The sequence below is a fragment of the Actinoallomurus sp. CA-150999 genome (assembly GCF_050942425.1).
GTDB lineage: Bacteria > Actinomycetota > Actinomycetes > Streptosporangiales > Streptosporangiaceae > Actinoallomurus.
The window spans coordinates 6,200,191-6,214,907 of the sequence record NZ_CP192063.1 but is presented as its reverse complement, the minus strand read 5'-3'; the positions used below and the strand labels follow the sequence as shown (position 1 = coordinate 6,214,907).

Annotated in this window: 14 protein-coding genes; 8 read left to right on the top strand and 6 right to left on the bottom strand. The window is 69.0% G+C overall.

Annotated elements, in window-relative coordinates; translation table 11 throughout:
* Nucleotides 1–130: 130 nt before the first annotated feature.
* Both ACQP2O_RS28800 and ACQP2O_RS28795 read right to left on the bottom strand, forming a co-directional pair.
* The gene (locus ACQP2O_RS28800) at nt 131–883 is read right to left on the bottom strand and encodes a FadR/GntR family transcriptional regulator (protein ID WP_433170387.1); all 753 of its coding nucleotides are present in this window, start codon (nt 881–883) and stop codon (nt 131–133) included.
* 144 nt (nt 884–1,027) lie between these two features.
* Nucleotides 1,028–1,810, bottom strand: coding sequence for an SAM-dependent methyltransferase (locus ACQP2O_RS28795; protein WP_433170384.1), 783 nt, complete (start codon nt 1,808–1,810; stop codon nt 1,028–1,030).
* A gap of 159 nt (nt 1,811–1,969) precedes the next feature.
* On the opposite strand from ACQP2O_RS28795, the gene ACQP2O_RS28790 reads away from it, so the two are divergent.
* Nucleotides 1,970–2,494: an ArsR family transcriptional regulator gene (locus ACQP2O_RS28790; RefSeq protein WP_433170382.1), complete on the top strand. Its 525-nt coding sequence runs from the start codon at nt 1,970–1,972 to the stop codon at nt 2,492–2,494.
* A 25-nt stretch (nt 2,495–2,519) separates the two neighbouring features.
* A complete protein-coding gene (locus ACQP2O_RS28785) occupies nt 2,520–3,377 on the top strand; it encodes a M23 family metallopeptidase (RefSeq protein ID WP_433170380.1) in 858 nt (285 codons plus the stop codon).
* A 45-nt stretch (nt 3,378–3,422) separates the two neighbouring features.
* On the opposite strand, the gene ACQP2O_RS28780 is transcribed toward ACQP2O_RS28785, so the two are convergent.
* The gene (locus ACQP2O_RS28780) at nt 3,423–4,223 is read right to left on the bottom strand and encodes a class I SAM-dependent methyltransferase (RefSeq protein ID WP_433170378.1); all 801 of its coding nucleotides are present in this window, start codon (nt 4,221–4,223) and stop codon (nt 3,423–3,425) included.
* A 94-nt stretch (nt 4,224–4,317) separates the two neighbouring features.
* Here ACQP2O_RS28780 and ACQP2O_RS28775 point away from each other — a divergent pair, with 94 nt between their 5' ends.
* The 3 genes from ACQP2O_RS28775 to ACQP2O_RS28765 are packed head-to-tail and all read left to right on the top strand — an operon-like array spanning nt 4,318 to nt 5,780.
* Nucleotides 4,318–4,473: a hypothetical protein gene (locus ACQP2O_RS28775; protein WP_433170377.1), complete on the top strand. Its 156-nt coding sequence runs from the start codon at nt 4,318–4,320 to the stop codon at nt 4,471–4,473.
* A 54-nt stretch (nt 4,474–4,527) separates the two neighbouring features.
* A complete protein-coding gene (locus ACQP2O_RS28770; RefSeq protein WP_433170375.1) occupies nt 4,528–4,845 on the top strand; it encodes an ArsR/SmtB family transcription factor in 318 nt (105 codons plus the stop codon).
* Nucleotides 4,842–5,780 (top strand): SRPBCC family protein, encoded by a 939-nt coding sequence (locus tag ACQP2O_RS28765; protein WP_433170373.1) that lies wholly within the window; start codon nt 4,842–4,844, stop codon nt 5,778–5,780. The genes ACQP2O_RS28770 and ACQP2O_RS28765 overlap by 4 nt, the downstream gene beginning before the upstream one ends.
* Here the strand turns inward: ACQP2O_RS28765 and ACQP2O_RS28760 are convergent.
* On the bottom strand, nt 5,753–6,400 hold the full coding sequence (locus tag ACQP2O_RS28760) for a spermidine synthase (RefSeq protein ID WP_433170371.1): 648 nt from the start codon (nt 6,398–6,400) through the stop codon (nt 5,753–5,755). The two genes, ACQP2O_RS28765 and ACQP2O_RS28760, sit on opposite strands and share 28 nt — an antisense overlap.
* Before the next feature lie 531 nt (nt 6,401–6,931).
* Here ACQP2O_RS28760 and ACQP2O_RS28755 point away from each other — a divergent pair.
* Nucleotides 6,932–7,126, top strand: coding sequence for a CsbD family protein (locus ACQP2O_RS28755; RefSeq protein WP_433170369.1), 195 nt, complete (start codon nt 6,932–6,934; stop codon nt 7,124–7,126).
* Nucleotides 7,127–7,316: 190 nt separating this feature from the next.
* On the opposite strand, the gene ACQP2O_RS28750 is transcribed toward ACQP2O_RS28755, so the two are convergent.
* Complete coding sequence (locus ACQP2O_RS28750; RefSeq protein ID WP_433170366.1) at nt 7,317–7,637, bottom strand: histone-like nucleoid-structuring protein Lsr2; 321 nt, start codon at nt 7,635–7,637, stop codon at nt 7,317–7,319.
* Nucleotides 7,638–8,611: 974 nt separating this feature from the next.
* On the opposite strand from ACQP2O_RS28750, the gene ACQP2O_RS28745 reads away from it, so the two are divergent.
* Together ACQP2O_RS28745 and ACQP2O_RS28740 are read left to right on the top strand one after the other, a co-directional pair.
* The gene (locus ACQP2O_RS28745) at nt 8,612–11,080 is read left to right on the top strand and encodes an ATP-binding protein (protein ID WP_433170364.1); all 2,469 of its coding nucleotides are present in this window, start codon (nt 8,612–8,614) and stop codon (nt 11,078–11,080) included.
* Nucleotides 11,081–11,625: 545 nt separating this feature from the next.
* A complete protein-coding gene (locus ACQP2O_RS28740) occupies nt 11,626–12,261 on the top strand; it encodes a DUF7003 family protein (RefSeq protein ID WP_433191184.1) in 636 nt (211 codons plus the stop codon).
* 557 nt (nt 12,262–12,818) lie between these two features.
* Here ACQP2O_RS28740 and ACQP2O_RS28735 read toward each other — a convergent pair.
* The gene (locus tag ACQP2O_RS28735) at nt 12,819–14,480 is read right to left on the bottom strand and encodes an NB-ARC domain-containing protein (protein ID WP_433170362.1); all 1,662 of its coding nucleotides are present in this window, start codon (nt 14,478–14,480) and stop codon (nt 12,819–12,821) included.
* Nucleotides 14,481–14,717 lie beyond the last annotated feature (237 nt).

Genomic DNA, 14,717 nt, shown 5'->3' with positions numbered 1-14,717 from the left:
GGGACGTCCTAGCCGGACATGGGACGTCCCACGTCCGTCGTAACATAACCGCACGGCGAAAAAGGGGTCAAGGGGTCCGACCGCTACCGATCCGCGTGCGGCCCTGACCGGTCGTCGGGCCGCGACCCGGTCAGCCGCGGTCCGGCTCGTCGGCGGACTGGTCGCGGCGGGCGGCCTTCTCCACGCGGGTGTCGATGTTGCGGAAGTGCTTGCTCAGAGCCTGCTCGGCCGCTTCGACGTCCCGCCGCCGCAGCGCGGTGACGATCGCGCGATGCCGCCGGACGGTGCCGATGGGGGAGGGATCGTGGTTCCAGCCGCGGATGCCCGACACGCGGTCGAAGACCTTCCAGAACACCTCGAGGAACTGCGGGACGAGGGCGTTGCCGAGCGAGCGGTACAGCAGCTCGTGGAACTGCCGGTCCTCCTCCGCGAAGGTCTCGCCCGCCCGGGCCCGCGTCTCCATCCGGCGGACGACGGCGTCCAGCGCGGCGAGGTCCTCTTCGGGGATGGTGGTGGCGACGCGCCTGATCAGCCCGGCCTCAAGGATCTCCCGGACCTGGAGGATCTCGCTCAGCGCGCGGACATCGCTGCCCAGCTCGTGCAGCGTACGGAAGGTCAGGCCGTCGGCGAGAGGGGTGAGTGACAGCTGTCCGACGTATGTGCCGTAGCCGTGGCGGACCTCGACGATGTCGAGCGCCTGCAGGCCCTTCAGCGCCTCGCGGATGGAGTTGCGGCTGACGCCGAGGTCCTCCATCAGCTCCGTCTCGGTGGGCAGCGAGTCACCGGACCGCAGGCGCCGGTCGAGGATCAGCTGCATGATCTCATGCTGGACCTGTCCACCGACTCGCCGCGCAAGGCCGCGCGGGGCCTGCCTGTCCGTCACTCGCACCTCCCGGCAACGCGCGGGATCATAAGCTCCCACCCTATGTCCGGATGTGCTCGTCGCCGCGCCTTCCGGAGCATCGTACGCGTCCTGTCGTCGTTACATCCCACGTCCGACCTTTCCGGCCATGGTCGCCGGGCCGCCTCACAGGCGCGCCACGCCGCCGAGTACCCGCAGCGGGCCCGGGGTCCGGGGGTGCGCGGTCCGCCAGCGGGCGACGTCGACCAGTCCCGGAGGGAGCGGTATCCGGCCGCGGAACGTCGACTCGATCTCTTCGGGCGTACGCGTGATGAGCGGTGCCGGTGCGCCGGCGTAGGTCTGGTCGAGCCGCTCGCGGAACGCCGGGCCCATGTCCGCCGAGGTGGTATGGGCGATCACCAGGTGGCTTCCGGGAGGCAGCGCCGCGATGAGGCGGTCGACCATGCCGCACGGGTCCTCGGCGACGAAGTGCAGGACCGCCACGAGCAGCAGCGCGACGGGCCGGTCAAGGTCGAGGAGGCTCCGCGTGCGCTCGATGATCACCTCCGGCCGGCGTACGTCCCCGGGGAGGAAGACGGCGTTCGGATCGCCGTCGAGCAGGCGCTCCGCGTGGATCCGGACCGTGGGGTCGTTGTCGACGTAGACGACCCGGGCGCGCGGGTTCGTCCTGCGGGCGACCTGGTGCACGTTGTCCGCCGTCGGCAGTCCGGCGCCGATGTCGAGGAACTGGTCGATCCCGACCTCCTCGGCCAGGAACCGGACCACGCGGGTCAGGAAGCCGCGGCTGTCCCTGGCGAGCTGCCGCGTCTCCGGTGCGACGCGCCACACCTCCTCCGCCGCCTGCCGGTCGACCTGGTAATTGGCCGAACCGCCGAGCGCGTAGTCGTACACGCGTGCCGGGGACGGTCGGGTGATGTCGACGCCGGGCGGTGCGGACTCGAGTGCCAAGGCATGTCTCCTCATGGTGCGGAAAGTCTGACCATACGGTCCAAGATCACTGAGTGTCTGCATCCAGGTCATTGGTCGGACCGTGCCGGAGAGCCACCTCGGCGAAGGAGGGCGAAATGACAAATAGACGTAATTACGTTCTTGCGTAATAATCGAGCGATGGGCGAGGAGCGAGCGGACGAGTCTTCCCTGGTCGAGCGGCTGGCGCGGCTCGAGGAGCGCGTGGCCCGGCTCGAGGCAGGAGGGTCACTCGCCGAGCCGGTCGGTGCTCCCGCCGACGTCGGCGCCCTGTGGGCGCTCGCCGGGCTGAAGGACCGTGTGCCGGCGCCGGGCGCGGTGCTCTTCACCGGCACCGTCGGCCTGCCGACCGGAGAGCACTACGAGTGGCAGGAGGGCAGGACCACCGAGGACCTGATGGGAGCCGACTGGACGCAGGGCGCGGCCGCGCTGGCCGCGCTGGCGCATCCGGTCCGGCTGCTGCTCCTGCGCGAGATCCTCCTCGGCACCCGCACGACCGCCGCGCTGGGCGAGCACGAGCAGCTCGGCACCAGCGGCCAGCTGTACCACCACCTGCGGCAGCTGGTCGCGGCCGGCTGGCTGCGCGCCGAGAGCCGGGGCGAGTACGCCGTCCCCGGCGAACGCGTCGTGCCGCTGCTCGCTCTGCTCCTGGCGGCCCGCCGATGAAGCCGATGAGAAGAGGAGGACGCTGATGTCCAAGCGATGGGCGCGCACCGTGGCGCTCTGCAAGCTCCTGCCCCTGCCCGGCACGGTCCTCATGCTGGTCGCCGCCTTCGGGGGCCTTGGCCCGCTGTGGCCGGCGGGCCTGGCCGTGTGGGTCGCCGGGGTGGCCGCCCTGTTCGTGCGCGTGCGTCCTACGCCGCGCGAGCCGGTGGAGGTGAGCCCGCCGGTGCGGGGGCGCTGGGTCGCGGTCAACAGTCCCGCCGACCGGGTCCCGAGCCACGGCGTGCACGCCTACGGTCAGACGTACGCCATCGACCTGGTCCACCACCCCGACACCGAGCGGGAGTGGCAGGGCGTGCGGGCCGCCTGGCCGCCGGCCCGCCGCCCCGAACGTTTCCCCGGCTTCGGCCGGCCGGTGTTCGCGCCGGTCGACGGCGTCGTGGTCCGGGTACGACGCCGAAGCCGCGATCACTGGAGCCGCGACTCCGTGCCGGGGGTCATCTATCTCCTCGTCGAAGGCATCGTCCGGGAGCTGTTCGGGCCGGGCAGGCTCCTGGGCAACCACATCGTCATCGCGATGGACGGCGGCGGCTACGCGGCCCTGGCGCACCTGCGCCGCGGATCGGCCCGGGTGACCGCCGGGCAACGCGTCACCGCCGGGGAGCAGATCGCCGAGTGCGGCAACTCGGGGAACTCCAGCGAGCCGCACGTCCACTTCCAGCTCATGGACGCCCCGCACTTCCTGGCCGCCCTCGGCATGCCGTTCCGATTCGACCGCTTCGAGATCGACGGAGGCCCCGAGGCGGGCGTCCCCGGCGGGCGGCGGCCTTTCACGGTGCCCTCGTCCGCTCCCACCCCCGAGACAGGAGCCGACCGGCGGGGCTGACCGGGCGGCCGTCGCCGGGGCCGGGAAGACCGGTGTGCGCTCGGCTCAGTGCACGCCGTGTGCCAGCAGCGCATGCGCGGCCACGCGCACCGTCCCGTTCCCGGCCGCGCACGGGCGGAGGATGCGGTCATAGGCGTCCTTGACGCGTGCGATGGTCGCCGGGTCCTGCCGCGCGAGGACGACGCCGTTCGACCCGACTCTGGCCATCGCCCCGGTCCGCCACCAGTCCTCCGGCTCGAACTCGAACTCCCAGTCGAGCTCTTCGACCGACACGTCGCGCAGCACCCGGCCCACCAGCTCACCGAACGCCTCCGGCCGCCCGTACTCCATGAACGGGCTCACCGGCACGTCCTCCGGCCACGGGACACCGACCTCGTCCATCGCCTCCCGGACGATGGCGAGCACGCCGCTGCCCGGCATCGTCCAGCAGGTCAGCGCGAGGCGGCCGCCGGGCCGCAGGACCCGGCGCAGCTCCTCGAGGGCCGTCACCGGCTCGCCGACATGGTTGATCACGAAGTTGCCGACCACGGCGTCGAACGACGCGTCGTCGAAGGGCAGCTCGGGCAGGACGGCGACGTGTACGTCCGCGCCGGGCACGTTGCGGGCCGCGGCCTCGGCCATCTCCGGCTCGGCGTCGACGGCCGACACCTGCGCATCCCGGCGTGCCGCCGCGGCGGCCACGGGACCGGGGCCGGTCCCCACGTCGAGTACCCGGTGGCCCGCCCGGACCCCGGCGGCGTCCAGCAGCCGCTCGACGGTGCACCCGGACAGCCGCGCGAACCCTTGCTCGTACGCCTCGGCCCGTCCCGCCCACAGTTCGCGCTCGTACGCGTCGAAGGTCGTCATGTCCCGAAGCGTACGCACCATCACGCTGACCGGCAGTCCCGCCTGGACCGTCTCGGGGCGGCGTACCTCAACGTCACCGCGCAGGCGAGCTTCCGTGAACGCGACGAGCTCGGTCCCGCCTTCGGCGACGACTTCCTCGCCGACGTCCGTTCATCCGCTCGCGGAGGCGGATCTGACCAAGCTGTACGGCGGCGGCGCTGAGGGGTACATCGACTACCCGACCATGGCCGAGGAGGCGGCGGCCCGCTGAACGGTCTCTCTGTATTCCTTGACGGTAATATGCATTTTTGGTTATGTTCCCAGCGTGACCACTACCTTCGATGTCCTGGCGGAACCGGCCCGCCGCCGCATCCTCGACCTGCTGCTCGAGCGCCCCCGCCTGGTCGGCGAGCTGACCGAGCAGCTCGGCCTGACCCAGCCCGGCACTTCGAAGCACCTCCGGGTCCTGCGGGAGGCGGGCCTGGTCAGGGCACGCCCCGAGGCGCAGCGGCGGTGGTACGAGCTCCGTCCCGAGCCGCTCGCCGAGATCGACGCGTGGCTGGCGCCCTACCGGAGGCTGTGGACGGAATCGCTCGACGCCCTGGAGCGTCACCTGGACACGATGGAGGACGACGAGGCATGAACCCGACTCTGGACACCGCCGACGGCCGCAACGTCCTGCGGATCGAGCGCCGGTTCGCGCACCCGATGGAGAAGGTCTGGCGAGCCCTGACCGACCCGGTCCACCTCGCCCATTGGTTCCCCTCGCCGGTGGAGGAGATCGACCTCCGGCTCGGCGGGAAGATCCGGTTCGGCGGGGCGCGTCCGGAGCTCCCGCTCGGCACGGGCGAGATCACGGAGTTCGATCCGCCACGCCTGCTCGCCTTCACCTGGTACGACGATCCGATGCGCTGGGAGCTGCGCCCCGACGGGCCGGGCTGCGTCTTCGTCCTCACCCATACCTTCGCCGACCGGCCGATGGCCGGCAGCTTCGCAGCCGGCTGGGACACCTGCCTGTCGGCGCTCGAGTCGGCCTTGGCCGGGAGCCCGACGGGGCTGAAGCCGGTGCCCGACGGCTACGCCGGGCGGCACGACGCGTACGCGGAGGCGTTCGGCCTGGACGAGGGCGACCTGAGCGAGGACGCCGACGGCTGGACCATCCGGTTCGAACGGAACATCCCGCATCCGATCGAGAAGGTCTGGCCGGCGCTCGTGGGGTCCACGGCGCCGGAGACCGGCGGATTCCCGCCTCCCGGGGCGGTCGTCGACGCGGTGTCCGCGGCCGAGGTGTCCGCGGTCGCCGCTCCGGAGCTCCTGGAGTACGCCTGGCCGTCCGGCGGCGAGGCCCTCGGACGGGTGCGGTGGGAGCTGACCGGAGGCCATCCGGCGGGCACCCGGGTGGTGCTCACCCAGACCGGCCAGGCGGGGGAGCGGGGGCGGTGCGCCGCGGCCCTGACCGCCTGGCACCTGCGGCTGGAGCTGCTGGCCGACCGGCTGCGGGACGCCGAGCGTCCCGATCGCGGCGAGCGGGTCGCGGACCTGGAGCGGCGTTACGCGGCGCGCGTCGAGGCCAGGTAGACGATGTCGGGTTCACCGCGGGCCACCTCGACCGGGCAGACGCCGACCTCGGCGAACCTCCCTCGCAGCCGGTCCTCGAACGCCGGGACGGCGGCGGCGCTCCACACCGCGAGGACGCCGCCGGGCCGCATCCGGCGGGCCAGCAGGTCCAGGCCCTCGTCCCCGTACAGCGCGGCGTTCGCCTCGCTGACCGTCCAGTCCGGCCCGTTGTCGATGTCCAGGCACAGTGCGTCGTACGCCTCGGGTGTCGTGCGCAGCCAGGCGAGGAGGTCGGCGCACTCCACGCGGACGCGCGGGTCGTCCAGCGCGCCTTCGGAGTAGGGCCGCAGCGGGCCGGCGTGCCAGTCGACCACCGCGGGCTCGCACTCGACGACGGTCACACGGCGCGTGTACGGCGAGCGCAGCGCCTCGGCGAGGGAGAAGCCGACGCCGAGCCCGCCGATGAGCACGTCGGCGGGCCGGGCCAGCCGGTCGAGCGCCGCACGGACCAGCAGCCGCTCCGACGCGCCGGCCCGGGTGTCCATCAGGAACACGCCGTTGCTGATGATCTCGTAGTGCTCGCCGTCGCCGCGTAGCACCAGCTCTCCGTGCGGACCCTTCCGCTGATCGAGAACCTCCACGGGCCGCCAGCCTACCCCCGTTCAAGATCGTCACCGGCCTCCGCCGAGGGCGTGAGCCCCTGTGAACATGACGTCACCCAGGGTTATTTTCGGAGGTCCGGCAGCCGAATAGGTCGGCAACGAAGGGGAATGACCGGCCCGTACAGCTTCGTACGGAAGGGGGAGCCGATGGGTCTCCTGGACAAGCTGAAGGACCAGCCTGTCCGAAGAAAACCCCCAGGCCAAGCAGCCTAAATCATGCCAGCGCAGGTCAGGGGCGGGTGCGAAGTGTGGATGGTTCCGGGCAAGTGCGGAGGCTGTCGGGCCCTTGGGGGCGTAACGCGTAACGGTTACATCGCTGGCCTGTCGGCGGCTGACCGGGTAGGCCGAGTCATCACTGTGCGAGGCATGCGGGGCACTGGGGAAGAACGGCGGTCTCGGCGTGTGGCTGAGGCGCGCACGGTCCGGCGTCGCGCCGGACTTCCGTCGGATCCTCCGGCGGCATTCCACTTGTGGCGACAAACCGGGGCGGCCAGGAAGGAGGGGCTTGTGATGGGCTTCCTAGACAAGCTTCGGAATAAGGTGCAGAAGGCGAAGGGCCGCGGCAAGGAGGCGGCGGGTCGGTCCGCCGGCGACCCGTACCTCGAGGACGAGGGGCGCAAGGATCGCATGGTGGGCGGCGCCAAGCAGGTCGGCGAGCGGGCCAAGGACGCCGCCAAGGAAGTCCGCCGCACCTTCGAACGGTGAGAGACAACAAGGGCCTGTTTCAGAAGTGGTCATGGGAGCCGGTCGTTGATGACGGCGGTTCCATCCTCCTACTGCGGTCGACGACGATCGTCCGCCGTCGACCGCACCATCAGCCTCAGCCCTGAACCGCCATCCGGTTCGCCCCGACCATACGACTGGCCGCTCAAGATTGCAGCGGCTCGGTGATCCGTCAGTTGGCGCGTTCGTATTCCTCGACGACAGTCGCCGGGATACGGCCGCGCTCGTTGACCTTGATGCCCCGCGCTTTGGCCCACGCACGAATGTCCGCACTGCGCTCGCGGCTCGAGGTGGCACGGGCCTGGCGGCGCTTCGGGCCACCGGCTCGGCGCGCATGCTCAATGAACGGCGACAGGCCGGCGAGCAGCTTCTTCGCGTTATCGGCGCTGAGGTCGATCTCGTAGGCCACGCCGTCGATCGAGAACGGAACGGTCTTCTCAGCCTCAGTGCCGTCCAGATCGTCGATAAGTCGTTTGATGACCTGCTGTGCCATGTTCCCCCCTAGGGTTTCTGAGCAATCGATGCGGACTAATGTAGCATTATTTATCGCCTGGCGTGCTAAGTTGGAATCGACAGCAGCATCCATCCGGCCTGCAAGGCGGCAGCGAAGCCAGCGTCACCGCCTTCGTCAACGCAGCCAGTAATGCACACCCGCATCGATATTCACTCGGTCAACGATCCTCGTCGGCCTCTTACGGTGCGTCAGTCGAATCGACGTGCGCAGCAACGTGGCGGAGGGTCCTTGCCCGGCCGCTAGTTGCCGACAGTTGTTGTGTGTGCTTCTTCTTTAGTTTGTGCCGATGGTGGGTTTGAAGCGGAGTTTTGTCAGTGCCCCGGCTGCGCGTGCGTCTTGCGACCTAGGTGTGGTCGGTTTCTGTAGCCCGGCCCTACAGGTCGTATTCGATGGCAGTCGCGGCCGGCTGTACGAACTGCACCGCGGTCGCGCTGGGCTGCAGGACGCCCTGCACGGCGTTTGCGCTACATGGGGCGTCAGCGGCCAGGCACTGCTGGCGGGCGCGGCGATCGCGGTCGCTGTCCCTATCGTCGCGGCTTCCCCTGCGATGTCGGCGGCTTGCTGAAACGCATCATGTGCTCCATGTCCTAGGAGTAGTCGGCACCGCTCTGGATATTGCGGCAGCGAGAGTTGCACGATAGAGGCGGTCTTTACTCCGATGTTCCTTCCTGGCGGTCCTGCGGCTACCGCCATGTCAGCGGCGGCGGCAAGAGATCGCTCAGGTTGAGCGAGTTTCAACAGATCTCCCGCGATATGTCCGAACTCGCGCGGCTGGTCGGAGGCTTCCGACCGCCCCCCGTGGGCTGCCGCTTGGACCGGTCTTGCATGAAGCAGCAGGACCAGGGCGTCCGGGCCACCTGAAAGGAGTCACGTTTCCCGTACGAACCCGTACGAGCCCCCCCGCTCCTAGAATCTGCCTGTCGGGAGCACGGCTTCACGAGCGGGGAGGCGTCGTGGACGAGCGGCAGGGCACAGTTCCGGATCCGCGCACGGCCACTGATCTGGCCGAGTTCATCGGTCTGCTCGGGGAATTGCGCGTGTGGGCGGGGATGCCGTCCTACCGGACGCTGGCCAAGCAGGTCGGGCCACTCATGCGGCCACCGAGCGTCGTGTCACACTCCACGGTCGTGGACGTGTTCAAGGCCGGCCGTCGCCGCCTTGACCTGGACCTGGTCGTGGCGATCGTCCGGGCACTGGGATTGGACGAACCGGACATCGAGGGCTGGCGCCAGGCGTACTTGCGCGTGCAGCGAGACGCGCCGACCGGCGGCCCGAGGGAAGTATTCCGGCAACTCCCCGCCGACCTCCCCACCTTCACCGGCCGTGGACAGGAACTTCGAGACCTTTTCGCAGCGATCGGTGAAAGGCCGGGGTCGGCGCAAACGGTGGTGGTTTCGGCGATCGAGGGCATGGCCGGCATCGGGAAGACCCGGCTCGCGGTCCGTGCCGCACATGAGTTGATCCGCGCGGGCCGGTTCACCGATGTGCAGTTGTTCGTTAACTTGCGCGGTTTTGACCCGGATCACTCGCCGGCGGATCCGGCCGTGGTGCTGGACGCCTTCCTGCGGCAACTCGGTGTTCCAGCTCAGGCGATACCGGACAGCCTCGACGATCGCTCGGCGATGTTCCGGAACCTCTTGCACGGCACGGACGCGCTGATCGTGCTGGACAATGCCGCCGGTGAGGATCAGGTCAGGGACCTGATACCGGCGAGCCCGTCGTGCCTGGTATTGATCACCAGCCGGCGGAGCCTGACCGGGCTGGCTGACGCCGTTGTGTGCCAGCTCGGATTGTTTCGCGAGGACGAGGCGTTGGACCTGCTTGCCCAGATCGTCGGGGAGGCCCGGGTGACGGCCGAGCCGCAGGCTGCCGCGACAGTTGTCAGGTTGTGCGGCTATCTGCCGCTGGCCGTGGCACTCGCGGGCGGCCAACTGCGACGGCGTTCCACCTGGCGGCTCGCCGACCTCGTCGGCCGGCTGGAGTCGGCCGGCCTCGACGCGGTGGAGTCGACCAGCGTCGGTAGGCAAAGCGTCCGGTCCCTGTTCGGCGTGTCCATTCGCGCGCTCCCGAAGGCCGCTCAGCGGGTGTTCTGCTGGGCGGCGCTGTTCCCCGGCTCGACTTTCACCGCTGCGGCCGTGGCTGCGGCTGCCGATCTGGCGCCGGCCGAGGCCGAATCCATACTGGAGCGCCTCGTCGATGAGTATCTGCTGGAGCATAGGGGGGCGGGGCGGTACGAACTGCATGACCTTCTGCGCCTGTTCGCTGCGGAGTTCGCCGAAACGATCGACGGTGGCGAGCGCCGGACCGCGGAGTACCGGCTCGGCATGTACTACCTGGCGGCTACGGCGGCGGCGCTGGATACGCTGTATCCACACGAGAAGCATCGAAGAATCGAAATCCCTCAGTCGCTAGAACCACCGCCGGCGTTCATCAGCGCCATCGACGCCCAATCCTGGCTTGATGCCGAGCACCGCAATATCATCGGCCTCGCCGTCGCCGGCGTGGCCGATCCAGTGCCGATGTCTATCTTGTTGTGGGAGTACCTGAAGAACACGAGTCGACTCAGCGATGCGCATCAGCTGAACACGGCAGCGCTGGCGAAGGTACCTGCCGACGAAGCGCAACGGCAGGCGCAGATCCTCAACCAACTCGGCATCTCCCACAACAACCTGGGCAACTACACCGAAGCGCTCGACGTTCTCGAAAGGGCTGCGGCGATCTACAGCGAGATCGGCGACCAACGCGGTGTGTCGATAGCGCTGTCGAACCTGGCAGTGCTCCATCACGATCGCGGCGATCTCGCCGCAGCGTTGACGGCGTCCCGCCAGGCGCTTGCCATCACCCGGCAGCGCGGCGACGGTTGGCGAGAAGGGGTCGTTCTCACGAACACGGGCGGAATCCTCGTTCAACTAGGCCGACCGGCCGAGGCGATCGACGTGCTGGGAGAGGCGATCGCGGTCACCCATGAGAACGGCCACAGCAGTTGTCGTGCCACTGCGCTCGGCCACATGGGCCAGGCTTACGTTCACCTCGGTGATTTCGCTTCTGCGCTGACGGTTCTCACCGAAGCACTTGAGTTGTCCCGAGAACTCAAGAAGCGCAATAATGAAGCTGAGGTCCTGGTCCTGATCGGTCGTGCTTACGCCGGATCCGGAAACCCCGAGCGCGGCCTGGTGACGATCCAGCAGGGTCTCGAGATCGCCAAGGAAAACGGTCCTTACTATGAAGCCGCTGCTCTGACAGCCCTCGGCGACACCTATCGGCAGGTCGGCGACATCGAGCGCGCACGCGACCACTACCGGAACGCGCTCGCCATTGCCGACAAGTTTCGCATGCACCCCGACAGTCCGATCCGCAGGGACCTGGAGGCAGGCATTGCGGCCATGCCGACAACCAGCCCGGATCAGCTAAAGGGTGCGTGACCCTTCTCCAACCCGCCCTGACCACAGCCAGGTTGGGGGTATCCCATGAAGAGATACCCCTGGGAGGACGTGGCCGATGCGGTTAGGAGTTCGGGCGTCTAGTACGGCAAATAGATCCGGGGGCTCTGGACGTCGCCATAACGCCGGCCGTTGTCCATGATCCAGGCGTTCCGGAGCTGCTGGCCGCCGCAACCGCGTACGATCCGCAGACCGGAGACGACACCTTCGGGATGCTGCTGGAAGACCTCGGCGAGCCCGCACGCGAGCCCACGCGCGCCGAGGCAGCCGCGCCCTGCATATCGGCGCGGACGGTGACTGGCGCGTGCGCGGTCTGTACGATCGCCGAGGTCCGCCCGGACTATCCCAGTGAGTGGTGGCGATGAAGGCCGTGGCGGCCAAGCTGGGTGAACCCACGTCATCCGCAGGTTCGGCAACTGGATCCTCAACCTGACCCGGCCGCCCGCTGCCCCGGCCATGCAGGGCGATCTCGAATCCCGCGTCCTGTTCGCCCCATGATCGGGGGCGGCCAATAGCCTTGAGCCGTGATGACAATCGCATCGATTCTCGGGCAGTTCGATCTCTGCGCGGACAATGCAGAGTTTCCTGATCTGGATAACGGCTACGACTACCCGGTCGATGCGCGGATCCACTTGTTCGGCGACAACACGCGTTGGGCCATGGTCGCCGAGCTGCTGGGTTACAGCCCGCGCGCCGGCAACCTTTCCGACGTCGTGTACTGCTTTGGCAACTGCCTGACGCGCGGCGAGCCCGGGCTCAGCAGCTTCCTGGATCGGGTGGACAACATGGAGGAGATCCAGCTCGACGGCGCCGAGGTCTATGCGGGAGGAGTTCCGGTCGTCGTACGCGGTACCGCGCTAACAGTCGACGCCGACGCCGGCACCCCTCTACAGGACGTGTTCCGTCTGCTGGTGCCTGCGCACAAGGGGCTCCTGCTGGCCGACGAGACGGAGCTGCGGGCCGGCATCACCGCCGACCTGCCGGAGCTGCTGCGGCTTGATGAGTGGAACCAACCCGAGGACCTCGGAGACATCGTGCCCAGCGGGCACGAGACCTTCCAGATGATCGCCGACGTGTTGGACTCCAGCGCCCCGACCCGGTACCGGCCGACGCTCCCGGCGAATACCCACTGGTCGCACTGGCCGGACGCTGGAACTTTGTAGCGTCTACCGGACCGCTGCTGACGCAGCCGCGCTTCCGGTCCTGGGTTCCCAGTCGTGCAGCGTGTAGGGACTGATCCCCCAGATCACGCGCGACCTGCGCGACCGGCTTGCCGGTCTCCTTGACGATCCACACTGTGCCCCGGCACGGAACTCCGGATCAAACGTGCACCTCAGACGTCCGCACTCGGCCAACCCGCCATACCCATCACGGCCGCCCCGCTAACATCACCCCGGTCTACTCCGGTGCCTTTCGCCCAGGCCGACGCCAGGATCTGCCCGCCGCAGTGCGTCAACTAACCACGGAGTCGCGTATTCGCATTCGATGCAATTGGCGTCACAAGGCGCATCGGAACGGTGGATGGCGCTATCTCCCCGCCCAGCGGCTCGCTATCGCCAATGAGTGTTCCGTTGCTCGGCGAGCAGCCTAAGAGTCATGAAGAAGCCCAGGTGAAGGGCATGCTTCGAGTTTTGGCACCGCACACGCCTGGATCAACCGACCCGACGAAGACACCGTCGGCCAGGCCGACCTTGACCAGGAAGAACACGCCGCCTAACGATCACTGGCCTCTGTCTCGCTTGACTTGACACCTACCGAGGAAGTCCTCGAACTGATGGCGGACGATACCGAATTCCTTCTGGACCGAGGCGAGTTGCCACACGCGGTGGTGGAGTCCGGCTCGGGCAGCAGAGTCCTGGATGGCGGCGAGGTTCTGCCGTTCGTTATCGAACCACGTCAGGCCCTTGTCGTAGCTGGCAAAACGCATGGGCCTTGCGGCTCCTCCGGGCGGGACACCGGACAGGGGCGGGGTGCCGATGGCGTGTGCCACGGCGTGGCCGGTGGTCACGGCCCAGGTCGCCAGCCGGTCCACAGGCGCGGTGGGGTCCGGCTCCGGGTCGGCGTCGGCGAGTTCGGTGGCATAAGCCCGCAGCAGGTCGTGGAGTTCGTAGCGGCCGGGGGTGTTCTGGCGGATCAGGTTTTCGTCGTGGAGCTGCTCGAGGGCGGCCTCGGCCTGGTGGGCGGGGATGTCGGCGAGTGCGGCGACGAGGGCGGGGGTGAAGTCGGGGCCGGGGTGGTGGCCGAGGAGGCGGAAGACGCGCTGGACCGGCTCGGCGAGGTCTCGGTAGGAGAGGTCGAAGACGGGGCGTATCGCGCGGCCGCCGGCGCGGATCGCCTCCAGCCGCCCGGCCTGCATCCGGTCGGCGTGCTCGGCAAGGCTTCGCGCGGGTCGGGAGCGGAGCCGCGCGGCAGTCAGTGCCAAGGCCAGCGGGAGGCGGTCGCAGTACTCCACGATCCGGGTGGCCGCCTCGGGTTCGGCGGTGACGCGGTGCCGTCCGGCGATCCGCGTCAGCAGGTCGAGTGATTCGGTGTCGGTGAAGGTGCCGATCAGGTGCGGGGTGACGCCGTCAAGGCCGGCGAGGCTACGGCGGCTGGTGATCAGGACCAGGCAGGTCGGGCCGGCGGGGATGAGGTCGTGGACCTGGTCCTCGTCGGCGGCGTTGTCGAGCAGGATCAGCGCATCGCGCTCGCGTAGCCGGTCGCGGTACATCGCCGCCCGCTCCTCCCTGCTCACGGGGATATGCTGCGCGGGCACACCGAGCTGGCGCAGGAACGCCTCCAGTACCGCGGCGGGGTCGGCGGGCGGGACATCGGGGTCGAAGCCGCGCAGGTTCACGTGCAGTTGGACGTTGGTGAAGTGGCCGGCGCGGACCAGCTCGTGGGCGGTGCGGACGGCGAGCTGGGTCTTGCCCACCCCGGCCATCCCCTCGATCGCGGAGATCACGACCGTTCGGGCACTCTCGCTGCCGTGCCGGTGTGTAGCCGTTTCGATGAGCCGTGTCAGCTCGTGAACACGGCCGGTGAAGGTCGCGAGCTCCGCGGGAAGTTGACCGAACACACCGACCGGACCGCCGGTCTTCGCCAGCGCGTGGACTTTGACGCACGCCTCGCGCCAGCGGGCCACACCGGCCTCGTCCACTCCCAGCGCTCGGACGATCGCGACCACCAGGTCCAGGTCCAGGCGACGCCGGTCGGCCTTGAACGCGTCCACGACCGTGGTCAGCGAGGTCTCGCGGGCTGGCCGCATCAGCGACCCGACTCTCTTGGCCAGCGTCCGATAGGACGGCATCCCCGCCCGCACGCGTAGCTCACCCAGCAAGGCGATGAACTCCGCCAGATCCTCGGCCTTACCCGGATCCGGTGCTCCCCGCTGCTCGCCCACAACGCCCCCGTGCAGCTGTGCTCCCGACAAGCAGAGTCTAGGAGCGGGTTGTACGGGTTCGTACGGGAAACGGGACCTCGCCCGGAATACGCGGCAGCCTGGTCCTGCCAGGGCGGGTCATACAACTGGACTAGGCGGCCGAGACCGGTCACGCGACCGGGTGTCCTTGACCCTCTGTCCCACCTGCTCCTGCAGCGGCCATGTGTGACCAGCAACTATTAAAAGGGCTGACCATGG

Coding starts and splice junctions, on each gene's coding strand:
- ACQP2O_RS28755 (WP_433170369.1), top strand. CDS start 6,932: ATGGGCTTCCTAGACAAGCTTCGGAATAAGGTGCAGAAGGCGAAGGGC.
- ACQP2O_RS28790 (WP_433170382.1), top strand. CDS start 1,970: ATGGGCGAGGAGCGAGCGGACGAGTCTTCCCTGGTCGAGCGGCTGGCG.
- ACQP2O_RS28765 (WP_433170373.1), top strand. CDS start 4,842: ATGAACCCGACTCTGGACACCGCCGACGGCCGCAACGTCCTGCGGATC.
- ACQP2O_RS28785 (WP_433170380.1), top strand. CDS start 2,520: ATGTCCAAGCGATGGGCGCGCACCGTGGCGCTCTGCAAGCTCCTGCCC.
- ACQP2O_RS28750 (WP_433170366.1), bottom strand. CDS start 7,637: ATGGCACAGCAGGTCATCAAACGACTTATCGACGATCTGGACGGCACT.
- ACQP2O_RS28740 (WP_433191184.1), top strand. CDS start 11,626: ATGACAATCGCATCGATTCTCGGGCAGTTCGATCTCTGCGCGGACAAT.
- ACQP2O_RS28780 (WP_433170378.1), bottom strand. CDS start 4,223: ATGACGACCTTCGACGCGTACGAGCGCGAACTGTGGGCGGGACGGGCC.